18 protein-coding genes are annotated in these 16,955 nt (G+C 53.7%); 9 read left to right on the plus strand and 9 right to left on the minus strand.

Features of this window, described 5'->3' with window-relative positions:
- The first annotated feature begins 59 nt into the window (after positions 1–59).
- Positions 60–992, plus strand: coding sequence for a LysR family transcriptional regulator (locus tag ACNT1W_RS07570; RefSeq protein WP_012005557.1), 933 nt, complete (start codon positions 60–62; stop codon positions 990–992).
- A gap of 77 nt (positions 993–1,069) precedes the next feature.
- On the opposite strand, the gene ACNT1W_RS07575 is transcribed toward ACNT1W_RS07570, so the two are convergent.
- The 3 genes from ACNT1W_RS07575 to ACNT1W_RS07585 all read right to left on the minus strand — a co-directional run bounded on the left by ACNT1W_RS07575 (position 1,070) and on the right by ACNT1W_RS07585 (position 2,213).
- A complete protein-coding gene (locus ACNT1W_RS07575) occupies positions 1,070–1,273 on the minus strand; it encodes an HHA domain-containing protein (RefSeq protein ID WP_012005558.1) in 204 nt (67 codons plus the stop codon).
- A gap of 55 nt (positions 1,274–1,328) precedes the next feature.
- Positions 1,329–1,697, minus strand: a complete 369-nt coding sequence (tomB, locus tag ACNT1W_RS07580; RefSeq protein WP_004940312.1) for an Hha toxicity modulator TomB — start codon at positions 1,695–1,697, stop codon at positions 1,329–1,331.
- Positions 1,698–1,859: 162 nt separating this feature from the next.
- Positions 1,860–2,213, minus strand: a complete 354-nt coding sequence (locus ACNT1W_RS07585) for a hypothetical protein (RefSeq protein ID WP_375189272.1) — start codon at positions 2,211–2,213, stop codon at positions 1,860–1,862.
- A gap of 448 nt (positions 2,214–2,661) precedes the next feature.
- Here ACNT1W_RS07585 and ACNT1W_RS07590 point away from each other — a divergent pair, with 448 nt between their 5' ends.
- The 3 genes from ACNT1W_RS07590 to ACNT1W_RS07600 are packed head-to-tail and all read left to right on the plus strand — an operon-like array spanning position 2,662 to position 5,133.
- Positions 2,662–3,375 carry a metal ABC transporter ATP-binding protein gene (locus ACNT1W_RS07590; RefSeq protein ID WP_368453036.1) on the plus strand — a complete coding sequence of 238 codons (714 nt, stop codon included), beginning with the start codon at positions 2,662–2,664 and terminating at the stop codon, positions 3,373–3,375.
- Positions 3,372–4,229, plus strand: a complete 858-nt coding sequence (locus ACNT1W_RS07595) for a metal ABC transporter permease (RefSeq protein WP_012005561.1) — start codon at positions 3,372–3,374, stop codon at positions 4,227–4,229. Before ACNT1W_RS07590 ends, ACNT1W_RS07595 begins: the two co-directional genes overlap by 4 nt.
- A gap of 25 nt (positions 4,230–4,254) precedes the next feature.
- Complete coding sequence (locus ACNT1W_RS07600; RefSeq protein WP_419246596.1) at positions 4,255–5,133, plus strand: metal ABC transporter substrate-binding protein; 879 nt, start codon at positions 4,255–4,257, stop codon at positions 5,131–5,133.
- 113 nt (positions 5,134–5,246) lie between these two features.
- Here the strand turns inward: ACNT1W_RS07600 and ykgO are convergent, their stop codons facing one another.
- The 4 genes from ykgO to sdeX form a co-directional block, all read right to left on the minus strand.
- Positions 5,247–5,387 (minus strand): type B 50S ribosomal protein L36, encoded by a 141-nt coding sequence (gene ykgO / locus ACNT1W_RS07605; protein WP_012005563.1) that lies wholly within the window; start codon positions 5,385–5,387, stop codon positions 5,247–5,249.
- A 12-nt stretch (positions 5,388–5,399) separates the two neighbouring features.
- Entirely contained in the window at positions 5,400–5,657 is a 258-nt protein-coding gene (locus tag ACNT1W_RS07610) for a type B 50S ribosomal protein L31 (RefSeq protein ID WP_012005564.1), read from the minus strand.
- Positions 5,658–5,838: 181 nt separating this feature from the next.
- Positions 5,839–8,985, minus strand: a complete 3,147-nt coding sequence (sdeY, locus tag ACNT1W_RS07615) for a multidrug efflux RND transporter permease subunit SdeY (protein WP_012005565.1) — start codon at positions 8,983–8,985, stop codon at positions 5,839–5,841.
- 17 nt (positions 8,986–9,002) lie between these two features.
- On the minus strand, positions 9,003–10,190 hold the full coding sequence (sdeX, locus tag ACNT1W_RS07620) for a multidrug efflux RND transporter periplasmic adaptor subunit SdeX (RefSeq protein WP_012005566.1): 1,188 nt from the start codon (positions 10,188–10,190) through the stop codon (positions 9,003–9,005).
- Between the two features lie 142 nt (positions 10,191–10,332).
- Here sdeX and acrR point away from each other — a divergent pair, with 142 nt between their 5' ends.
- The 3 genes from acrR to mscK all read left to right on the plus strand — a co-directional run bounded on the left by acrR (position 10,333) and on the right by mscK (position 14,876).
- On the plus strand, positions 10,333–11,016 hold the full coding sequence (gene acrR / locus ACNT1W_RS07625) for a multidrug efflux transporter transcriptional repressor AcrR (RefSeq protein ID WP_112362762.1): 684 nt from the start codon (positions 10,333–10,335) through the stop codon (positions 11,014–11,016).
- A gap of 10 nt (positions 11,017–11,026) precedes the next feature.
- On the plus strand, positions 11,027–11,380 hold the full coding sequence (locus ACNT1W_RS07630; RefSeq protein WP_012005568.1) for a DsrE/DsrF/TusD sulfur relay family protein: 354 nt from the start codon (positions 11,027–11,029) through the stop codon (positions 11,378–11,380).
- A gap of 103 nt (positions 11,381–11,483) precedes the next feature.
- On the plus strand, positions 11,484–14,876 hold the full coding sequence (gene mscK, locus ACNT1W_RS07635; RefSeq protein WP_112362763.1) for a mechanosensitive channel MscK: 3,393 nt from the start codon (positions 11,484–11,486) through the stop codon (positions 14,874–14,876).
- 43 nt (positions 14,877–14,919) lie between these two features.
- Here the strand turns inward: mscK and rsmS are convergent, their stop codons facing one another.
- A complete protein-coding gene (rsmS, locus tag ACNT1W_RS07640) occupies positions 14,920–15,099 on the minus strand; it encodes a pleiotropic regulatory protein RsmS (protein WP_012005570.1) in 180 nt (59 codons plus the stop codon).
- A 106-nt stretch (positions 15,100–15,205) separates the two neighbouring features.
- Positions 15,206–15,742, minus strand: coding sequence for a primosomal replication protein PriC (priC, locus tag ACNT1W_RS07645; RefSeq protein ID WP_012005571.1), 537 nt, complete (start codon positions 15,740–15,742; stop codon positions 15,206–15,208).
- Between the two features lie 150 nt (positions 15,743–15,892).
- On the opposite strand from priC, the gene ACNT1W_RS07650 reads away from it, so the two are divergent.
- Complete coding sequence (locus ACNT1W_RS07650; RefSeq protein WP_419246597.1) at positions 15,893–16,273, plus strand: DUF454 family protein; 381 nt, start codon at positions 15,893–15,895, stop codon at positions 16,271–16,273.
- 113 nt (positions 16,274–16,386) lie between these two features.
- Positions 16,387–16,938: an adenine phosphoribosyltransferase gene (apt, locus tag ACNT1W_RS07655; protein ID WP_017891861.1), complete on the plus strand. Its 552-nt coding sequence runs from the start codon at positions 16,387–16,389 to the stop codon at positions 16,936–16,938.
- The last annotated feature ends 17 nt before the right edge of the window (positions 16,939–16,955 follow it).

The following is a 16,955-nucleotide window of genomic DNA, read 5'->3' on the forward strand; positions in this document are numbered from 1 at the left end:
CTGATAAGAAACGTTTATGCTGTCGCAAACGTTTACTTTTTAGCGGACGGAAAGCTGACATGTCTGAACCCTGGCGCCGATTACCCGCGCTTTCTCTAAAGCAGATCCAATATTTCGTCACCCTGGCGCAGCTACGGCATTTTACCGATACCGCGAACCGTCTGGCGATCAGCCAACCGGCATTGAGTAGCGCATTACGGCAGATAGAGACGGTGCTGGGTGGCAAGCTGGTGAACCGTACCGCTTCAGCAGTGACGCTGACTGAACAGGGCGCAGCTATCTTGCCGCATGCCGAACGACTGCTGAATGTGGCGCAGGCGGCTTTTGATGATATGCAGCGCATCATGCTGGCAGGCGGGGATGGTACTGTACGTATCGGGCTGGTGCCTTCGGTCAGCGGGCTGTTGTTTCCGGCCGTGCCGCAATTGCTGGCGGCAAATTTTCCGCGTTTGCGGATAGAATTTCACGATCAAACCAATGACTCGTTGTTATTGCAATTAGAGAACGGGTTGATCGATTTTGGCATTGGCGCGCTCGACAGTTCGGTGCCGGAATCGCTGGAGATATATCCGTTGCAGGAGGATCCGTTCGTGGTGGTTATGCGCCGTGACGATCCGCTGGCTGAATCTCATCATCTGCCATGGCGTCAATTAACCCGACGAGATATCGCGGTTTTCTCCAAGGGGAATATCAGTCGTTTGGTTTTGGCGCTGGCGGAAAGCCATCGTCTGAATTTAACCGCCCGCTTCCAGGTGGATTTTTTGGAGACGTTATATGGGTTGGTGCGTTCGAAATTGGCGGTGGCTATTTTACCACAACTTTACACCACACATTTGAACGATGATGAATTAACCGTGGTTCAACTACAGCAGCCGATGCTTAGCCGCACCGTGGCGTTAATGCGCAGTGCGCATCGGAACCATCCGGCGTTAATTGAGGATTGTTTCCAATTGTTATTACAGGATTTTCAACAACGAATGAAAGTGCAGTAAGTCAATGAGAAAAATAGGAAGATAGAGGTAACATTGAGGCCGACGAATGTATCGGCTCAACGCGTTTTTAGCCTGGATTATCTTACGAATTTCCAAACGGCAGTAGGGATTTTATCGTAGAGTTTATTCATGGTGAGCTCGGCCAGGCGATGGTCGGCTGCTGAGTAAAACAGCTCCAGTTCGTCATCTGAAAGCTCATACTTGTTTTTTTCAATAACGCGTTCCAGTGTTTCGATCGTGGTGCATTTACGTAAACGCATCAGATAATCAATTTTAGTCATGATAACCTTTGGTGTTATAAACCGTCGAATAGAATAGTTTGGGGATAATTATCCCCTAAGTTTTCATTGTCGTACAGATGTCCTCTCCTGAGAACATTCTGAATAATCGCGCCTTGGTTTTCTGCCAACGACGCAGATCGGAATCATTTATACCGTAACTGCTGAACAGCGTGTAGGTATCATCGAGATACTCTTCGACAAGTTCCGATAAATCACTTTCGTCCATGTATTTAATTTTATAACTCATCACAAACGAAGCAATATGTTCGATCAACTCATTAAGCTGGAGGTTGACGGAAGACGTCGGATCGTTCACCCAGCCATGATGGCTGTCGCCCAGCGTGGCGATACCTTCATCATACAGGTTTTCACACAAGAATTTCAGCTGAGCAATATCGTGCCTTTTAGGCGAATACTCATCCATATCATCCCCTCCGTAAGTCTTAATTTCGGTGTTGATAACACTCTGTGAGTAAGCTGATTTACATCATGGACAGAGGTAGCTTAAAGATGATGATAAAATAAACTTCCCGTATAATGAATATAAATCATTTCTTCGCATCTGGCCTGCTGTTATTACGTAAACTTACAATTCATCTGCGGTAGATGGGCGGGAGTTATCAATGAGGTCAAAGATAAGTCCCGCTTCGGCCAGGCTGAAAGTGACGCTGTCGCTGATGTATTCCTCGGCGCTGATATCCAGACAGGCATTGAAAATTGTCCATTTATAGCGGTAACTCATTGAATACTGGCTGCTGCTCAATTCCTGAATATCAAGTATTTCTAATGAACCTTCAGCATAACGCGCGCTTTCCGAATAAAAACTCAGGCCGCTGGTCAATGCTGGCACTAACTCTGATATTTTTTCGTTAATCACTTTCTTTAGTTTTTTAACAGAAAGTGCTTCCGTCATTGTGTCGCAGCGAAGAGTGACTTGCATATAATGCCTGGCAGTATAGCGATCCTATCTATTAATCTTACTCCTTTTTTATCAATTCGTCGGTAAACTTTTCGTTAACAGTCGGATTTTTTACAGAATCTCAACGTTGTTTATCGATTAATAACCCTGATATTTCTCGGTATATCCCGGAAGGAGTAGCGCTGACGTTGTCAAAGCGGTGAATTGCCAGCGAAAGTAACGCATTCCTTGTTACGTTCAGTTGCATTAATCGTAGTGTGGGGGCTTGAGTCAGTGAAATGTTTGTGATGTTATAATGTAACACTTAACTTTCCTTCCGTCTGGCCATGAAACTGACATCCACACCGCAAGATGGTGCCATACCGTCCTTGAATTCATTGTTCACCGCCTCTGCCCGATTGCGCTGTGGCATCGCCATTTTATTACTGGCGATACTCTGGGCAGGCATCTACTGGGCGGTGGCGCTGCCATGATTACCTTACAACAGGCTGTCGTGGGCTACGGTAGTACCCCGCTTTTTCCGCCGCTCAGCGGTCACTTCACCACCGGCTCTTTGACTGCCGTCGTCGGAGTGAACGGTGCCGGCAAGTCAACACTGTTGAAAACGTTGGCCGGGCTTTTGCCTCTGCAAAGTGGGAGCCTGTCTTTTAGCGGAAATAAATTACCGCGTATGGCTTATTTACCGCAGCAGGCCGAGTTGGATCGCCAATTCCCAATGGTGGTCAGCGATCTGGTGGCGATGGGCAGTTGGCCGCAGATCGGTATGTTTAGAGGGCTAAATAAGCGAGCTGCGCAGCAGATAGCCGAGGCGCTGGATACCCTGGGGATGACTCCGATGGCCCGCAGCCCGGTCGGTGAGCTTTCCGGTGGCCAACTGCAGCGGGTACTGTTTGCTCGAATGTTGGTTCAGCAGGCGCCGCTGATTTTACTGGATGAACCTTTTACCGGTATCGACAGCGCCACTATCCGGCTATTGCTGCAAGTGATCGCTCAGTTGCATCGACAAGGCAAGACGGTCATCGCGGTGCTGCATGATATGTCGATGGTGGCGAACCATTTCCCGCAGGCCTTGTTATTGACGCCACAGTGTTGCCACTGGGGGGCGGCAGATCGGGTGCTGGAACACATTCCAGCGTTGAATATTGCCAGCTCGCCGCTGTGTCGAATGGCGGTGGCGCAATGATGTTGGTTGATCTCCTTGTCGATCCCTTTGCCTCGTTCGGTTTTATGCGTCGTGCGCTGGTGGCTTGCTTTGCCCTGTCGCTCAGTGCAGCGCCGTTGGGCGTTTTTCTGCTGTTGCGGCGCATGAGTTTGGTCGGCGATGCGCTGTCCCATGCGGTCTTGCCCGGTGCAGCGATAGGCTATCTGATTTCCGGTATGTCGATGGTGGCGATGGGCGTCGGTGGCTTTATTGCCGGGCTGGCGGTGGCCATGCTATCCGGGCTGGTCAGCCGGCGAACGCCGCTGAAAGAGGATGCCAGCTTCGCCGGTTTTTACCTGGGGTCACTGGCGCTGGGCGTCACTTTAGTCTCGCTGCGCGGTTCCAGCGTTGATTTGCTGCATGTGCTATTCGGTTCGATTCTGGCGGTGGATATTCATGCGATTGTGATGGTGGGGGCGATAGCCAGCTTGTCGCTGCTGGCATTGGCCGCACTGTACCGTGCCCTGGTGATTGAATCTTTCGATGCCACCTTTTTACGCGTCAGCGCACCGCGCTGGCTGGCGCTGATACATGGATTGTTCCTGGCGTTGGTGGTGATCAATCTGGTCGCTGGTTTCCAGATCCTCGGCACATTGATGTCGGTCGGGCTGATGATGCTTCCCGCCGCCAGCGCGCGCTTTTGGGCGCGTAATTTGCCGCATACGTTGGCGGTGGCTATGGGTATCGGCATGCTTTCAAGCCTTATTGGGTTGGAATGGTCGTACTACGCGTCATTGCCTGCAGGGCCGGCGATCGTGCTCAGCGCCAGCGTGATTTTCTTTGGGTCAATTTTGTTTGGGACGCGTGGGGGGATTTATTCCCTGGCGCGCCGTTGAGAAGTGCCAAGTGCAAGGAGAAAGTATGAAACGTTTACCTATATCGCTGGCAGTCGCTGCTCTGCTGTCCAGCCCATTGGCTATGGCGAAGACGGTTGACGCTGTCGCCAGTTTTTCTATCCTCGGCGACATCGTCAAGCAGGTGGGGGGAGAACATGTCAATGTCTCTACGCTGGTGGGGCCGGACGGCGACCCGCACAGCTTCGAACCTTCACCGAAAGACAGCAAGCTATTGTCGCAGTCTGACGTGGTGTTCGTCAGTGGCCTGGGCCTGGAAGGGTGGATCGATCGCCTGGTCAGTGCCTCGGGTTACAAAGGGCAGGTGATTACCGCATCGCAGGGGATCAACTCGCGTCAGATGAATGAAGACGGCAAAGAGGTCACCGATCCTCATGCCTGGAACAGCATGAAGAATGGCGTGCAGTACGCCACCAACGTGATGAACGCGCTGATTGCCGCTGACCCTGAGGATGCCAACTATTTCCGTCAGCGCGGCGCGGAATATATCCAGCAGCTGCAGAAGTTGGATCTGTGGGCCAAAACGCAGTTTGCCGCAGTGCCGCAGCAAAAACGCAAGGTGCTGACCAGTCACGATGCTTTTGGCTACTTTGGCCAAGAATATGGTGTCACCTTCCTTGCCCCGGTCGGCTTCTCTACCGAGGCTGAGGCGAGTGCCAGCGACGTGGCCGGGCTGATCAAACAGATCAAGCAGGAGAAGGTTAATGCCTACTTTATTGAGAACCAAACCGATCCTCGCCTGGTGAAGCAAATTGCCGCCGCCACCGGTGCCAAGGCAGGGGGGGAACTGTATCCGGAAGCCTTATCCAAAGCTAATGGTCCAGCAGCCACTTACGAGCAGGCATTTGAGCACAATGTCGATACTCTACTCGGCAGCATGAAATAACGCATTCGCCCTGTCTGTCAGGCAGGGCATTTTTGGTGTTTCAGCTTTCTCCATAAAAAAAGCCCCGTTGAGCAGCAACGGGGCTTTGCGACAGACAGATGGCACTGCTTTACTTAGCGCTTTTTCTTACGTCCCTGTACCGCTTTGAAGCGTGGGTTAGTTTTACAAATCACATAGATACGGCCTTTACGGCGCACGACCTTGCAATCCGGATGGCGGTTCTTCGCCGAACGCAATGAACTCAAAACCTGCATGTGGATCCCCTGTTACTTATTGCCGGTAAAGAAGCGGCCAAAACGTTGCTGGAAGCGCGCAGTGCTGCCTTCTTTAGAGAACTCTTTCTGCTTGCCGGTGTAATACGGGTGCGAAGCGGAAGAGACGTCGAGAGTGACATACGGCCAGCTTTCACCTTCAAGCTCAATGGTGCGATCGGTGTTAATGGTCGAACCCACCTTAAAGTAGGTATCGGCACTGAGGTCGTGGAACACCACGGTACGGTAGTTTGGGTGGATGCCTGCTTTCATGATGTGCTCCAATGTAATGTTATACTATAACAATAATTATGCGCCGCACGGCAGGGCGGATCAAGTACAAAATGCATCTGCCGATAAATTAATGAGAGTGGTTTGCATTAAGCCGATGAAGCCAAAGAAAAAGGCCGCATAAGCGGCCTTTGTATTCAGAGGTTCGGGATCACTAATTTAATCAGTGATGATCAACCGGGTGGCTGTGTTCCACATCTTCGGACTTCTTGCTGAAGCGGCGGCGAACCACCACGAAGAAGACCGGAACGAAGAAGATGGCCAGCACGGTCGCGGTAATCATCCCGCCCATAACGCCGGTACCTACCGCGTTCTGTGCGCCGGAGCCTGCACCGCTGCTGATAACCAGCGGCAGAACCCCGAGGATGAATGCCAGAGAAGTCATCAGAATTGGACGCAGACGCATACGCACCGCTTCCAACGTGGCTTCTATCAGACCCTTGCCTTCTTTATCCATCAGGTCCTTGGCGAATTCCACAATCAATATGGCGTTCTTCGCCGACAGACCTATGGTGGTCAACAGCCCCACCTGGAAGTAAACGTCGTTGTTAAGGCCGCGCATGGTGGCCGCCAGCAACGCACCGATAACCCCCAGTGGCAGAACCAGCATGACCGAGAACGGAATTGACCAGCTCTCGTACAATGCTGCCAGACACAGGAACACCACCAGAATCGAGATGGCATACAGTGCTGGAGCCTGGTTACCGGACAGACGTTCCTGATAGGACATACCGGTCCAGTCGTAACCAATGCCGCTCGGCAGCTTGGAGGCCAGTTCTTCCATCAGGTTCATGGCTTCACCGGTACTCTTGCCTGGCGTTGCCTGACCCAAAATTTCCATGGAAGGCAGACCGTTATAACGTTCCAGACGCGGTGAACCGTATTCCCATTTCGCCGAGGAGAAGGCGGAGAACGGAACCATCTGGCCGCTGGTGCCGCGGACAAACCATTTATTGATATCTTCCGGCAACATACGGAACGGCGCATCAGCCTGTACGTACACTTTCTTCACACGACCACGGTCGATGAAGTCGTTAACGTAAGAGCCACCCAACGCGGTGCTCAGCGTGCTGTTAATGGTGGTGATGCTAACGCCCAGAGCCTTGGCTTTTTCCTGGTCGATAATCAGTTTGAACTGCGGCGTATCTTCCAGACCGTTAGGGCGCATGCCCACCAGCATGTCCGGATGCTTGGCAGCCATGCCCAGCAACTGGTTACGTGCTTCGGTCAGTTTCTCATGCCCCAGGCCACCCTGGTCAATCAGCTGGAAGTCAAAACCGGTCGCGGTACCCAGTTCGATAATCGCCGGCAGGTTGAACGGGAATACCAGGCCATCTTTGATTTGCGAGAACGCGCCCATTGCGCGGCCTGCAATCGCCGGGACCTTATTCTCTTCACCTTTACGTTCAGACCAGTCTTTCAGGCTGACGAATGACAGACCGTTGTTCTGACCGTTACCGTTAAAGCCGAAGCCCGCAACGGTAAACACCGAAACCACGTTGTCTTTTTCTTTGGTCATGAAGTAGTCGGTGACTTCTTCCAGAACCTTAGAGGTACGCGCTTCGGTAGCACCCGCAGGCAACTGCACCATGGTCAGCAAAATACCCTGGTCTTCGTCCGGCAGGAACGAGGAAGGCAAGCGCAGGAACAGCAGCGCCATGCCGACAACGATCAGCAGGTAGATCACCAGATAACGACCGGTGCTGCGCAGAATGTTGGCTACGCTGTCGGTGTAGTGATGGGTGCTCTTTTCGAACATGCGGTTAAACCAACCGAAGAAGCCGGTTTTAACCCCGTGGTCGCCTTTCGCTACGGGTTTCAACAAGGTGGCGCACAGTGCAGGCGTCAGAATCAACGCTACCAGTACCGACAGCGCCATCGCAGAAACGATGGTGATGGAGAACTGACGGTAGATAGCACCGGTCGAGCCGCCGAAGAACGCCATAGGGACGAATACCGCCGACAGCACCATGGCAATACCGACCAACGCGCCCTGGATCTGTTCCATCGATTTCTTGGTGGCTTCCTTCGGCGGCAGTCCCTCTTCGGACATTACACGCTCGACGTTCTCTACCACCACGATGGCATCATCCACCAACAAGCCTATCGCCAGCACCATGCCGAACATCGTCAGGGTGTTTATCGAGAAGCCGAAGGCCGCCAGAATGGCAAAGGTCCCCAGCAACACCACCGGTACCGCAATGGTTGGGATCAGGGTTGCGCGGAAGTTTTGCAGGAACAAATACATCACCAGGAATACCAGGATGATGGCTTCGATCAGCGTTTTCACCACTTCGTTAATCGAGATTTTAACGAACGGCGTGGTGTCGTACGGATAAACCACTTTCATCCCTTGCGGGAAGAAAGGCTGCATTTTGGTCAGCGCGTCTTTCACACCTTGTGCAGTGTTCAGGGCGTTGGCACCGGTAGCCAGTTTGATACCCAGGCCTGCCGCCGGTTTGCCGTTATAACGTGCGGTCACCGCATAGCTTTCAGCTCCGCGCTCAATGTGTGCCACGTCGCTCAGGCGAACCTGAGAACCGTCGGCATTCACCTTCAGCAGAATTTTGCCGAACTCTTCTGGAGAGGTCAGACGGGTCTGCGCGATGATCGAGGCGTTAAGCTGTTGACCCGGCACCGGTGGCATCCCACCCAATTGCCCTGCGGCGATTTGGTTGTTCTGCTCGGTAATGGCGGACGTCACATCAGTAGTGGTCAGCTGGAAGTTATTGAGCTTATTTGGATCCAACCAGACACGCATCGCGTACTGGGCACCAAACAGCTGCACTTCACCCACGCCGGATGAACGGCTGATCGGGTCCTTGATGTTAGAGGCCACATAGTCCGCGATGTCGTCCTGAGTCATGCTCGGATCGTCGGAAATAAAGCCGGCTACCATCAGGAAGCTGCTGCTGGACTTTTCAACTTTCAGGCCCTGCTGCTGTACTTCTTGCGGCAGTAACGGCGTAGCCAATGACAGTTTGTTCTGTACCTGAACCTGCGCGATGTCAGGGTCTGTTCCAGAGTTAAACGTCAGTGTAATGGTAACGCTACCAGAGGAATCACTGGTGGAGGACATGTACATCAGATTATCGATACCGTTCATGTTCTGTTCGATAATCTGAGTCACGGTATCCTGCACCGTTTTTGCATCTGCGCCCGGATAGTTTGCGGAAATACTGACCGCCGGTGGTGCAATAGTTGGATACTGCGCAATCGGCAGTTTCATTATTGACAGCACACCCGCCAACATGACGATGATGGCGATTACCCAGGCGAAAATAGGGCGATCTATAAAGAACTTAGCCATGTCTTACCGGCTCCTTTTTATGACTTCTGCGCTTCAGACTGCGGCTGCTTTTGCGCCTGAGTGTCAACTTCCTGCACTTTTACCTGAGCGCCTGGGCGGACTTTCATCAGGCCAGTGACAATTACGCGGTCGCCGGCTTTCAAGCCGTCGGTAACCAACCATTTGTCACCAATCGCCTGGTCCGCTTTCAGCGTGCGCATTTCGACTTTATCGTCAGCGCCCACCACCATCGCGGTAGCTTCGCCACGCGGGTTACGTGTTACACCCTGCTGTGGCACCAGCAATGCATCGCTGCGCACGCCTTCGTCCAGACGGGCGCGAACGAACATACCTGGCAGCAGCGTATCGTTCGGGTTAGGGAACAGGGCGCGAATGGTGATTGAACCGGTGGTTTCATCCACGGTGACGTCAGAGAATTCCAGCGTGCCTTCCTGAGCGTACTGCGCGCCGTTCTCCAGCAGCAGTTTCACCTTGGCCTTGCCGTTTTCCTGTTTCAGCGCACCGCTGGCCAATTCTTGCTTCAGGCGCAGGAAGTCGTTGCTCGACTGAGTGACGTCGACGTAAATCGGATCCAACTGTTGCACGGTAGACAGCGCCGTGGTTTGACCGTTGCTGACCAGCGCGCCTTCGGTTACTGAAGATTTGCCGATACGCCCGGAGATTGGGGACGTCACTTTAGTGTAAGCCAGGTTGATACGCGCAGTTTCAACCGCCGCTTTTGCGGCTATCACAGCGGCGTCTGCCTGCTGCAGGTTGGAAACGGCTGTATCGTAATCCTGCTTGCTGATGTAGCTGGTGCCCAGCAAGGGCTTGTAGCGGTTGACCGTCACGCGCGCGATAGAAGCGCTGGCCTGTGCTTTGGCCAGATCGCCTTTGGCGCTGTCATAGCTTGCCTGATAGGTAGCAGGATCAATCTGATACAGGGAAGTGCCTGCCTTGATATCACTGCCTTCAACAAAGTTGCGTTTCAGGATAATACCGCTGACCTGAGGGCGAACTTCGGCGATACGATACGCAGCGGTGCGGCCAGGAAGATCGGTAGTCATATTGAGAGGCTCGGCCTTCAAAGTCACTACACCCACTTCGGGAGCCGGTGGTTGGGCGCCTTGCTGTTGGGTTTCTTTATCGTTACATCCTGTAAGCATTAAGCTGCCTGAAAGCATCAGAACTGCCGCCAGAGGCGTTAACCCTCTGTTTTTGTTCATAGAAAAACCTCAAGTGTCCGATTTCAAAATGATCAATGGATCACAAGCTTTAAAACCCATTGCTGCGTTAATTATATGTGCGTGCTATGGTACATACATACGCGAATGTATGTAAATCACACTCCCCCGAAAAAACAACGTCATGGCACGAAAAACCAAACAGCAGGCGCTAGAAACTCGACAGCACATACTTGATGCTGCGGTGCAAGAATTTTCTGAACGTGGCGTTTCTGCAACGTCACTGACAGATATTGCCACTGCTGCCGGAGTTACGCGTGGTGCAATTTATTGGCACTTCAAGAACAAGGTAGACCTGTTTAATGAAGTTTGGGAATTATCAGAGTCAAAAATTGGTGATCTGGAACTAGAGTATCAGGCAAAGTTCCCCGAGAATCCACTGCGTATTTTACGGGAAATTCTGATTTACATTCTGACGGCTACGGTCGATGACAGCCGCCGACGAGCGCTGATGGAAATCGTTTTCCACAAGTGCGAATTCGTCGGTGAGATGATGCCGCTGCATGAGGCGCGTAAAGTCTTATACCTGACAGGTTATGAACGCATTGAGTCGGTGCTGCGTGACTGTATGGGCCACGGCCAACTGCCCGTTGATTTGCACACCCGCCGCGCGGCAATTATCCTGCATGCTTATATTACCGGCCTGATGGAGAATTGGCTGTTTATGCCGGAGAGCTTTGATCTGAAAGCCGAAGCGACGGCGCTGATCGACTCCTTCCTCGAAATGGTTCAATTCAGTCCCGCCTTACGAATCAAGCCGGAAGAACTGGCGACGCAGCCACACAGCGTCGAAATCCATCCTTTATAGGAGAAACACCATGTCATCCGTAGTGTTGATTGCCAATGGCGCCGCCTATGGCCACGAATCCCTGTTTAACGCCCTGCGTCTGGCCATTACCCTGAAAGAGCAGCAAAGCGATCTCGACCTGAAACTGTTTCTGATGTCCGATGCGGTGGTGGCCGGGCTGGCAGGCCAACAGCCGCGCGAAGGTTACCATTTGCAGCAGATGCTGGAAATTCTCACCGCGCAACAGGTGCCGGTGAAGCTGTGCAAGACCTGCGCCGACGCACGTGGCGTGAGCCAATTGCCACTGGCGGATGGGGTAGAGATCGGAACCCTGGTCGAGTTGGCGCAGTGGACGCTGGCGGCAGGCAAAGTGCTGACGTTCTGATCCTGCGACATCTGTACATCACCAGCAATGCTTTTCTTATTCTTTGGCTATCTGCGATCGTGATAATCTTTAGGCTTCTTTATTATTGATTCGAAGCCAAATCATGCATCGCAGGTTAGCTAAAGGTTCTTTTCTGGCGTTCCCCTCGTTCCTGAGTGTGGGCCTTTCCCGCACCCTTGCCCTGTTTTTACTGATCGCGGTTTGTGCGGTGTGCCAACCTGCGGCCTATGCGTCCCTGAATGGCGACCTGCCGTCCCGTAGCGAAATTCAAGGCCAGATTGAAGCCTTGAACAAGCAAAAGACGCTGACCCCGGTCAATAAGCTCACCCAACAAGATTTGGCCCGCACGCTTGAGCTGCTGGACGCGATTGAACGAACTAAACAGGATGGCGCTCAGCTTAAGCAGCAGTTGCAACTGGCGCCGGGCAAATTGCGTCAGGTAACCGCCGATCTCGATGCACTCAAGACGCCGGTAGACGGCACGGCCGCCAGGGCCGAACTGCTGCAGCTTTCGCTGCGCCAGTTGGAAACCCGCCTTTATCAAACCCTCGACGACCTGCAGACTGCGCAGGAAAACCTGTCGACCTATAACAGCCAGCTGGTTTCACTGCAGACCCAGCCGGAGCGGGTGCAGAGCAGCATGTACACCGCTTCGCAGCGTCTGCAGGAGATCCGTAACCAAATCAACGATCAGACGCCGGGCCAAAACTCACTGCGCGACAGCCAGTTAGTGATGCTGGCAACCGAACAGACGTTGCTCAATGCGCAAATTGATCTGCAGCGCAAAAGCCTGGAAGCCAACACCACCCTGCAAGATTTGCTGCAGAAACAGCGCGATTACACCACCGGGCATATTGATGCTTTGGATCACAGCGTGCAGTTGCTGCAAGAAGTGGTCAACAGCAAGCGCCTGACGCTGTCGGAAAAAACCGCCAAAGAGGCGCAGAACCCGGAAGATGCGACTGACATTCAGCACGATCAATTAGTCAGTAAAGAGCTGGATGTTAACCGCCAACTCAGCCAACGGCTGATTGCTGCCACCGAAGAGAGCAACGTGCTGTTCCAGCAGAATATTCGGGTGAAGAACTGGCTCGATCGTGGCCTGCAGGCGGAACGTAATCTGAAAGAACAGATCCAGGTGCTCAAAGGCAGTCTGGTGCTGTCACGCATTTTGTATCAGCAACAACAGAGCCTGCCGCAGGGGACGCTGGTGGCAGACATGGGCACGCGCATCGCCGATCTGCGTCTGGAACAGTTTGATATCAACCAGCAGCGCGACGACCTGTTCAAAGGCGACGATTACATCAATAAGCTGGTTGCCGACAGCAAAGAAAAAGCCAGTGCGGACGTGCTGGACGCTTTAAACGAAATCGTCGATATGCGGCGTGAGCTGTTGGATCAGTTGAACAAACAGCTTAGCAATCAGTTGGCGCAGTCGATCAACCTGCAGATCAACCAGCAGCAGTTGACCAGCGTTAACAGCTCGCTGCGGGATACGCTGACCCAGCAGATTTTCTGGGTTAACAGTAACAAACCGGTTGATTTGGCGTGGTTGAAAGCCCTGCCGGGGGCGGTCAGAGATCAACTCGCCACCCTCGATTTCAAATTAGACCTTGGAAAAATAGTGCAGGGCGGTTTGAACTCGCTGGTGGTGCTGATCCCGCTGTTGCTGCTGCTCGGCCTGTTACGCTGGCGCTACAAGCTGATCGACAGCCATTTGCAACGGCTGGCCAACGATGTCGGGCAGTTAAAGCGCGATGGCCAACTGCACACACCCAAAGCCATCTTACTGACCTTGCTGAAGGTTGTTCCCGGCTCGGCGCTGCTGCTGGGGGCGGGGTTCTGGGGGGATCGTGCCGAAATTGGCCTCAGTGATTTCATTTGGGCGCTGTCGCAGCAGTTGGCGCTATTTTGGCTGATTTTCGGCTTCACCTACCGCATGCTGGCAGTGGGCGGCGTTTGTGAGCGGCACTTTAATTTTGCCCCTGAGCTTTGTGCGCATTACCGCCGTCAGACGGTGCGCCTGGGCCTGGCGCTGCTGCCGTTGATCTTCTGGTCGGTGCTGGGCGAGAAAGCGCCGCTGCGGCTGGTGGAAGACGTGATCGGCCAGGTGGTGGTCATGCTGACGCTGGCACTGCTGACCGTGCTGGTGTTCCCGATGTGCCGTGACAGTTGGCGCGAGAAAGGTTCGCACGCGGTGCGATTGGTGATTGTTACCGCCATTGCTGCCACACCGTTGATCCTGCTTGGGCTGATGTTTGCCGGTTACTTCTACACCACGCTGCGGCTGGCTGGCCGCTGGATCGACAGTTTGTACCTGTTTTTCCTGTGGAATATTGTATATCTGACTGCGATCCGTGGGTTGAGCGTCGCGGCGCGCCGTCTGGCTTACCGCCGTGCGCTGGCCCGTCGCCAGAGCCTGGCGAAAGAGAAAGAGGGAGCCGAAGGGCTGGAACCGGTTGAAGAACCTCCTTTGGCGCTAGATCAAATCAACCAGCAGTCGCTGCGTCTGACCACCATGGCGCTGTTTATTATCTTCGCCAGCGCTTTTTATGCCATTTGGTCCGATCTGGTGACGGTGATCTCGTATCTGGACAGCATCACGCTATGGCATTACACCTCTACCGTTGCCGGCAGCAGCGTGGCGCAGGCGGTAACGCTGGGCAACATGATGGTAGCGATAGCGGCGGTTATCGTCGCCTACGTCATGACGCGCAACCTGCCTGGTTTACTGGAGGTGGTGGTGTTGTCGCGGCTGCAGTTGCGGCAGGGCACATCTTACGCGGTCACCACCATACTGACCTATCTGATTACCACCGTGGGTGCAGTGACCGCACTGGGATCGCTGGGCGTATCCTGGGATAAGCTGCAGTGGCTGGCGGCCGGTTTGACCGTCGGGCTGGGCTTCGGTTTACAGGAGATTTTCGCCAACTTTGTCTCCGGTCTGATTATCCTGTTTGAACGGCCGATCCGTATCGGCGATACCATTACTATCGGCAGTTTCTCAGGCTCGGTCAGCAAAATCCGCATTCGTGCCACTACCATCACCGACTTTGACCGCAAAGAAGTGATCATCCCTAACAAGGCGTTTGTTACCGAGCGGTTGATCAACTGGTCGCTGTCAGACACCATCACCCGCGTATTGATCAAGGTTGGCGTAGCCTACGGATCTGATCTGGACAAGGTGAAAGCGGTGCTGTTGCAGGCGGCGCGCGATAACCCGCGGGTGATGACCGATCCCGAGCCGCAGGTATTCTTCCTTAATTTCGGCGCCAGCACGCTGGATCACGAACTGCGCCTTTACGTGCGTGAGTTGCGTGACCGCAGCTATACCGTTGACGAACTGAACCGCTCGATCGAACGCCTGTGCCGTGAGAACGATATCAATATCGCCTTCAACCAGCTTGAGGTGTATTTGCATAATCAGCAGGGCAACGAGGTGCAGGAAGTGAAACGGACATTATCGCCGGATGAAGGCGGTACGTCGGCAGGATGATAATGGAATGAGAAGCAAGGGTTCAGCGCAGGCTGAACCCTGTTTACTGGCCGACAGGCAGGTAAGGGGAGGTTACGCCGTTGCGTTGCAACTTTTCCTGGTAGTCCCGTTTGACAATATCCAGCGCCGCCAGCGCGGTGGCCGGATCGATCTCATTGCATTCCAGCAGGTAAATCAGGTCTACCGCCAGTTGCAATTCTGCTGAGGCATTTTCTAGAGACATAAAACCCACGTTTAAATTGAGATGAATGAGTGATGCTTCGCTTCGGCTGAGTATAGTGAACAAGATCCGCGGAGGGGAAGAATCATTAAAATATTGTGATAAATCTTCAAAAACCGTTTTCTTTACGTTCAATACTGCGCTCGATTCGTGCCAACGCCTGGCGGCAACGCATCAATCGGCCTTCCAGCGCCGCCAGCTCATGCTGCAGTTTTTGCTGCGCTGCCAGCGTGGTCTGTCTGCCCAACAGACTTTCCCGATCCTGGATCATCGAAATAATCCGACGCTCATAATCCTGATGCTCAGCCAGCTTATGGTACAAATCGGCCGCCACGACTTCCTTGGGCTGATTTTTCCGGCGCAGTGCCTGGGTCGCCAATTCGCGCTGCAGGGCGGTGATCTGCGCCACCAGTCTCTCGGCCAGAAAGGCCACCTGGGTGGTGCGGCTGTCGTTGGCTGCGGTCTGCAACTGGGCGAAGTTCTTTTGTACTTCTGTCAGGTAATCGCGCAGCCGGGTACCGCGGTTGGAAAATAACGCAGCGTCAAAGCGTGCCTGAGGGATCGGTGCGTCGCCTTGCGGTGTGATTTCGCCGGCTAACACCGTGATCTGTTGTTCTAACACTTGTAAAAGACGCTGAGTACTCACGTTGGCTCCATGACGAGGATAGTGGACTCAGCTTGCACGCGTTCACACCGTGAAACAAGCGCTGTACGCATATTCCGGCCGCTGCGACTGGTGACGCTGGGGAGGCTGGTGATAAAGTGACGTCAGACAGATTGATGGACAAGGATCCCCATGACGCGTTGGTTATTGATAATCCTCGGTTGGCTGGCGGTGGTGCTGGCGACGCTGGGCGTGGTATTGCCGCTGTTGCCCACCACGCCCTTTTTGCTGCTGGCCGCCTGGTGCTTTGCCCGTTCGTCGCCGCGATTTCACGCCTGGTTGCTGTACCGTTCATGGTTTGGCTCCTATCTGCGCCATTGGCAACAGCACCGCGCCTTGCCGCCGGGGACCAAATGGAAGGCCGTATTGATGATTGTGCTGACGTTTGCGATTTCGCTGTGGTTGGTGAAGCTTTGGTGGGTGCGCGGTTTACTGTTGGTGATGCTGGCCGTTCTGCTGATCTTTATGTCACGGCTGCCGGTTGTTGACCTGCCACAACAAAAACAGCGCTGATCGCACACCGTCGGTTGCATTTGTCCGCCAGTTTGCATAAATTTGACCGTTTTCGTGTGCGGGTTAAGATGACCTGCGCGCAAGTCATCAGGCAGTTTTATCAGGCAACAATTATGACCGCTACTGCGCAGCAGCTTCAGTTTATTAAAGACAGTATCAAAACCATCCCGGATTACCCTAAGCCGGGCATACTGTTCCGTGACGTCACCAGCCTGCTGGAAAATCCGCTGGCCTACGCCGCCAGCATTGAATTGCTGGTTGAGCGTTTCCGCGAAGCGGGCGTCACCAAAGTGGTTGGCACCGAAGCGCGCGGCTTCCTGTTTGGCGCCCCGGTTGCGTTGGCGCTGGGCGTGGGTTTTGTACCGGTGCGCAAACCGGGCAAGCTGCCGCGTGCCACCCTCAGCGAAAGCTATGAGCTGGAATACGGCACCGACAAGTTGGAAATCCACACCGATGCTATCAGCGCCGGTGATAAAGTGCTGGTGGTGGACGATCTGCTGGCAACCGGCGGCACCATCGAAGCCACAGCAAAACTGATCCGCCGTCTGGGTGGTGAAGTGACCGACGCCGCCTTCATTATCAATCTGCCGGATCTCGGCGGTGAAGCGCGTTTAAACACCCTGGGTATTGAATGCTACAGCCTGGTCAACTTCTCCGGCCACTGATCTGCATTACCACAACG

The organism is Serratia sp. NFX21 (assembly GCF_048517035.1).
Classification (GTDB): domain Bacteria; phylum Pseudomonadota; class Gammaproteobacteria; order Enterobacterales; family Enterobacteriaceae; genus Serratia; species Serratia quinivorans.

Excerpts from the sequence above, each read along its gene's own strand:
- ACNT1W_RS07570 (WP_012005557.1), top strand. The coding sequence starts at position 60 with ATGTCTGAACCCTGGCGCCGATTACCCGCGCTTTCTCTAAAGCAGATC.
- ACNT1W_RS07575 (WP_012005558.1), bottom strand. The coding sequence starts at position 1,273 with ATGACTAAAATTGATTATCTGATGCGTTTACGTAAATGCACCACGATC.
- tomB (WP_004940312.1), bottom strand. The coding sequence starts at position 1,697 with ATGGATGAGTATTCGCCTAAAAGGCACGATATTGCTCAGCTGAAATTC.
- ACNT1W_RS07585 (WP_375189272.1), bottom strand. The coding sequence starts at position 2,213 with ATGCAAGTCACTCTTCGCTGCGACACAATGACGGAAGCACTTTCTGTT.
- ACNT1W_RS07590 (WP_368453036.1), top strand. The coding sequence starts at position 2,662 with ATGATTACCTTACAACAGGCTGTCGTGGGCTACGGTAGTACCCCGCTT.
- ACNT1W_RS07595 (WP_012005561.1), top strand. The coding sequence starts at position 3,372 with ATGATGTTGGTTGATCTCCTTGTCGATCCCTTTGCCTCGTTCGGTTTT.
- ACNT1W_RS07600 (WP_419246596.1), top strand. The coding sequence starts at position 4,255 with ATGAAACGTTTACCTATATCGCTGGCAGTCGCTGCTCTGCTGTCCAGC.
- ykgO (WP_012005563.1), bottom strand. The coding sequence starts at position 5,387 with ATGCAGGTTTTGAGTTCATTGCGTTCGGCGAAGAACCGCCATCCGGAT.
- ACNT1W_RS07610 (WP_012005564.1), bottom strand. The coding sequence starts at position 5,657 with ATGAAAGCAGGCATCCACCCAAACTACCGTACCGTGGTGTTCCACGAC.
- sdeY (WP_012005565.1), bottom strand. The coding sequence starts at position 8,985 with ATGGCTAAGTTCTTTATAGATCGCCCTATTTTCGCCTGGGTAATCGCC.
- sdeX (WP_012005566.1), bottom strand. The coding sequence starts at position 10,190 with ATGAACAAAAACAGAGGGTTAACGCCTCTGGCGGCAGTTCTGATGCTT.
- acrR (WP_112362762.1), top strand. The coding sequence starts at position 10,333 with ATGGCACGAAAAACCAAACAGCAGGCGCTAGAAACTCGACAGCACATA.
- ACNT1W_RS07630 (WP_012005568.1), top strand. The coding sequence starts at position 11,027 with ATGTCATCCGTAGTGTTGATTGCCAATGGCGCCGCCTATGGCCACGAA.
- mscK (WP_112362763.1), top strand. The coding sequence starts at position 11,484 with ATGCATCGCAGGTTAGCTAAAGGTTCTTTTCTGGCGTTCCCCTCGTTC.
- rsmS (WP_012005570.1), bottom strand. The coding sequence starts at position 15,099 with ATGTCTCTAGAAAATGCCTCAGCAGAATTGCAACTGGCGGTAGACCTG.
- ACNT1W_RS07650 (WP_419246597.1), top strand. The coding sequence starts at position 15,893 with ATGACGCGTTGGTTATTGATAATCCTCGGTTGGCTGGCGGTGGTGCTG.
- apt (WP_017891861.1), top strand. The coding sequence starts at position 16,387 with ATGACCGCTACTGCGCAGCAGCTTCAGTTTATTAAAGACAGTATCAAA.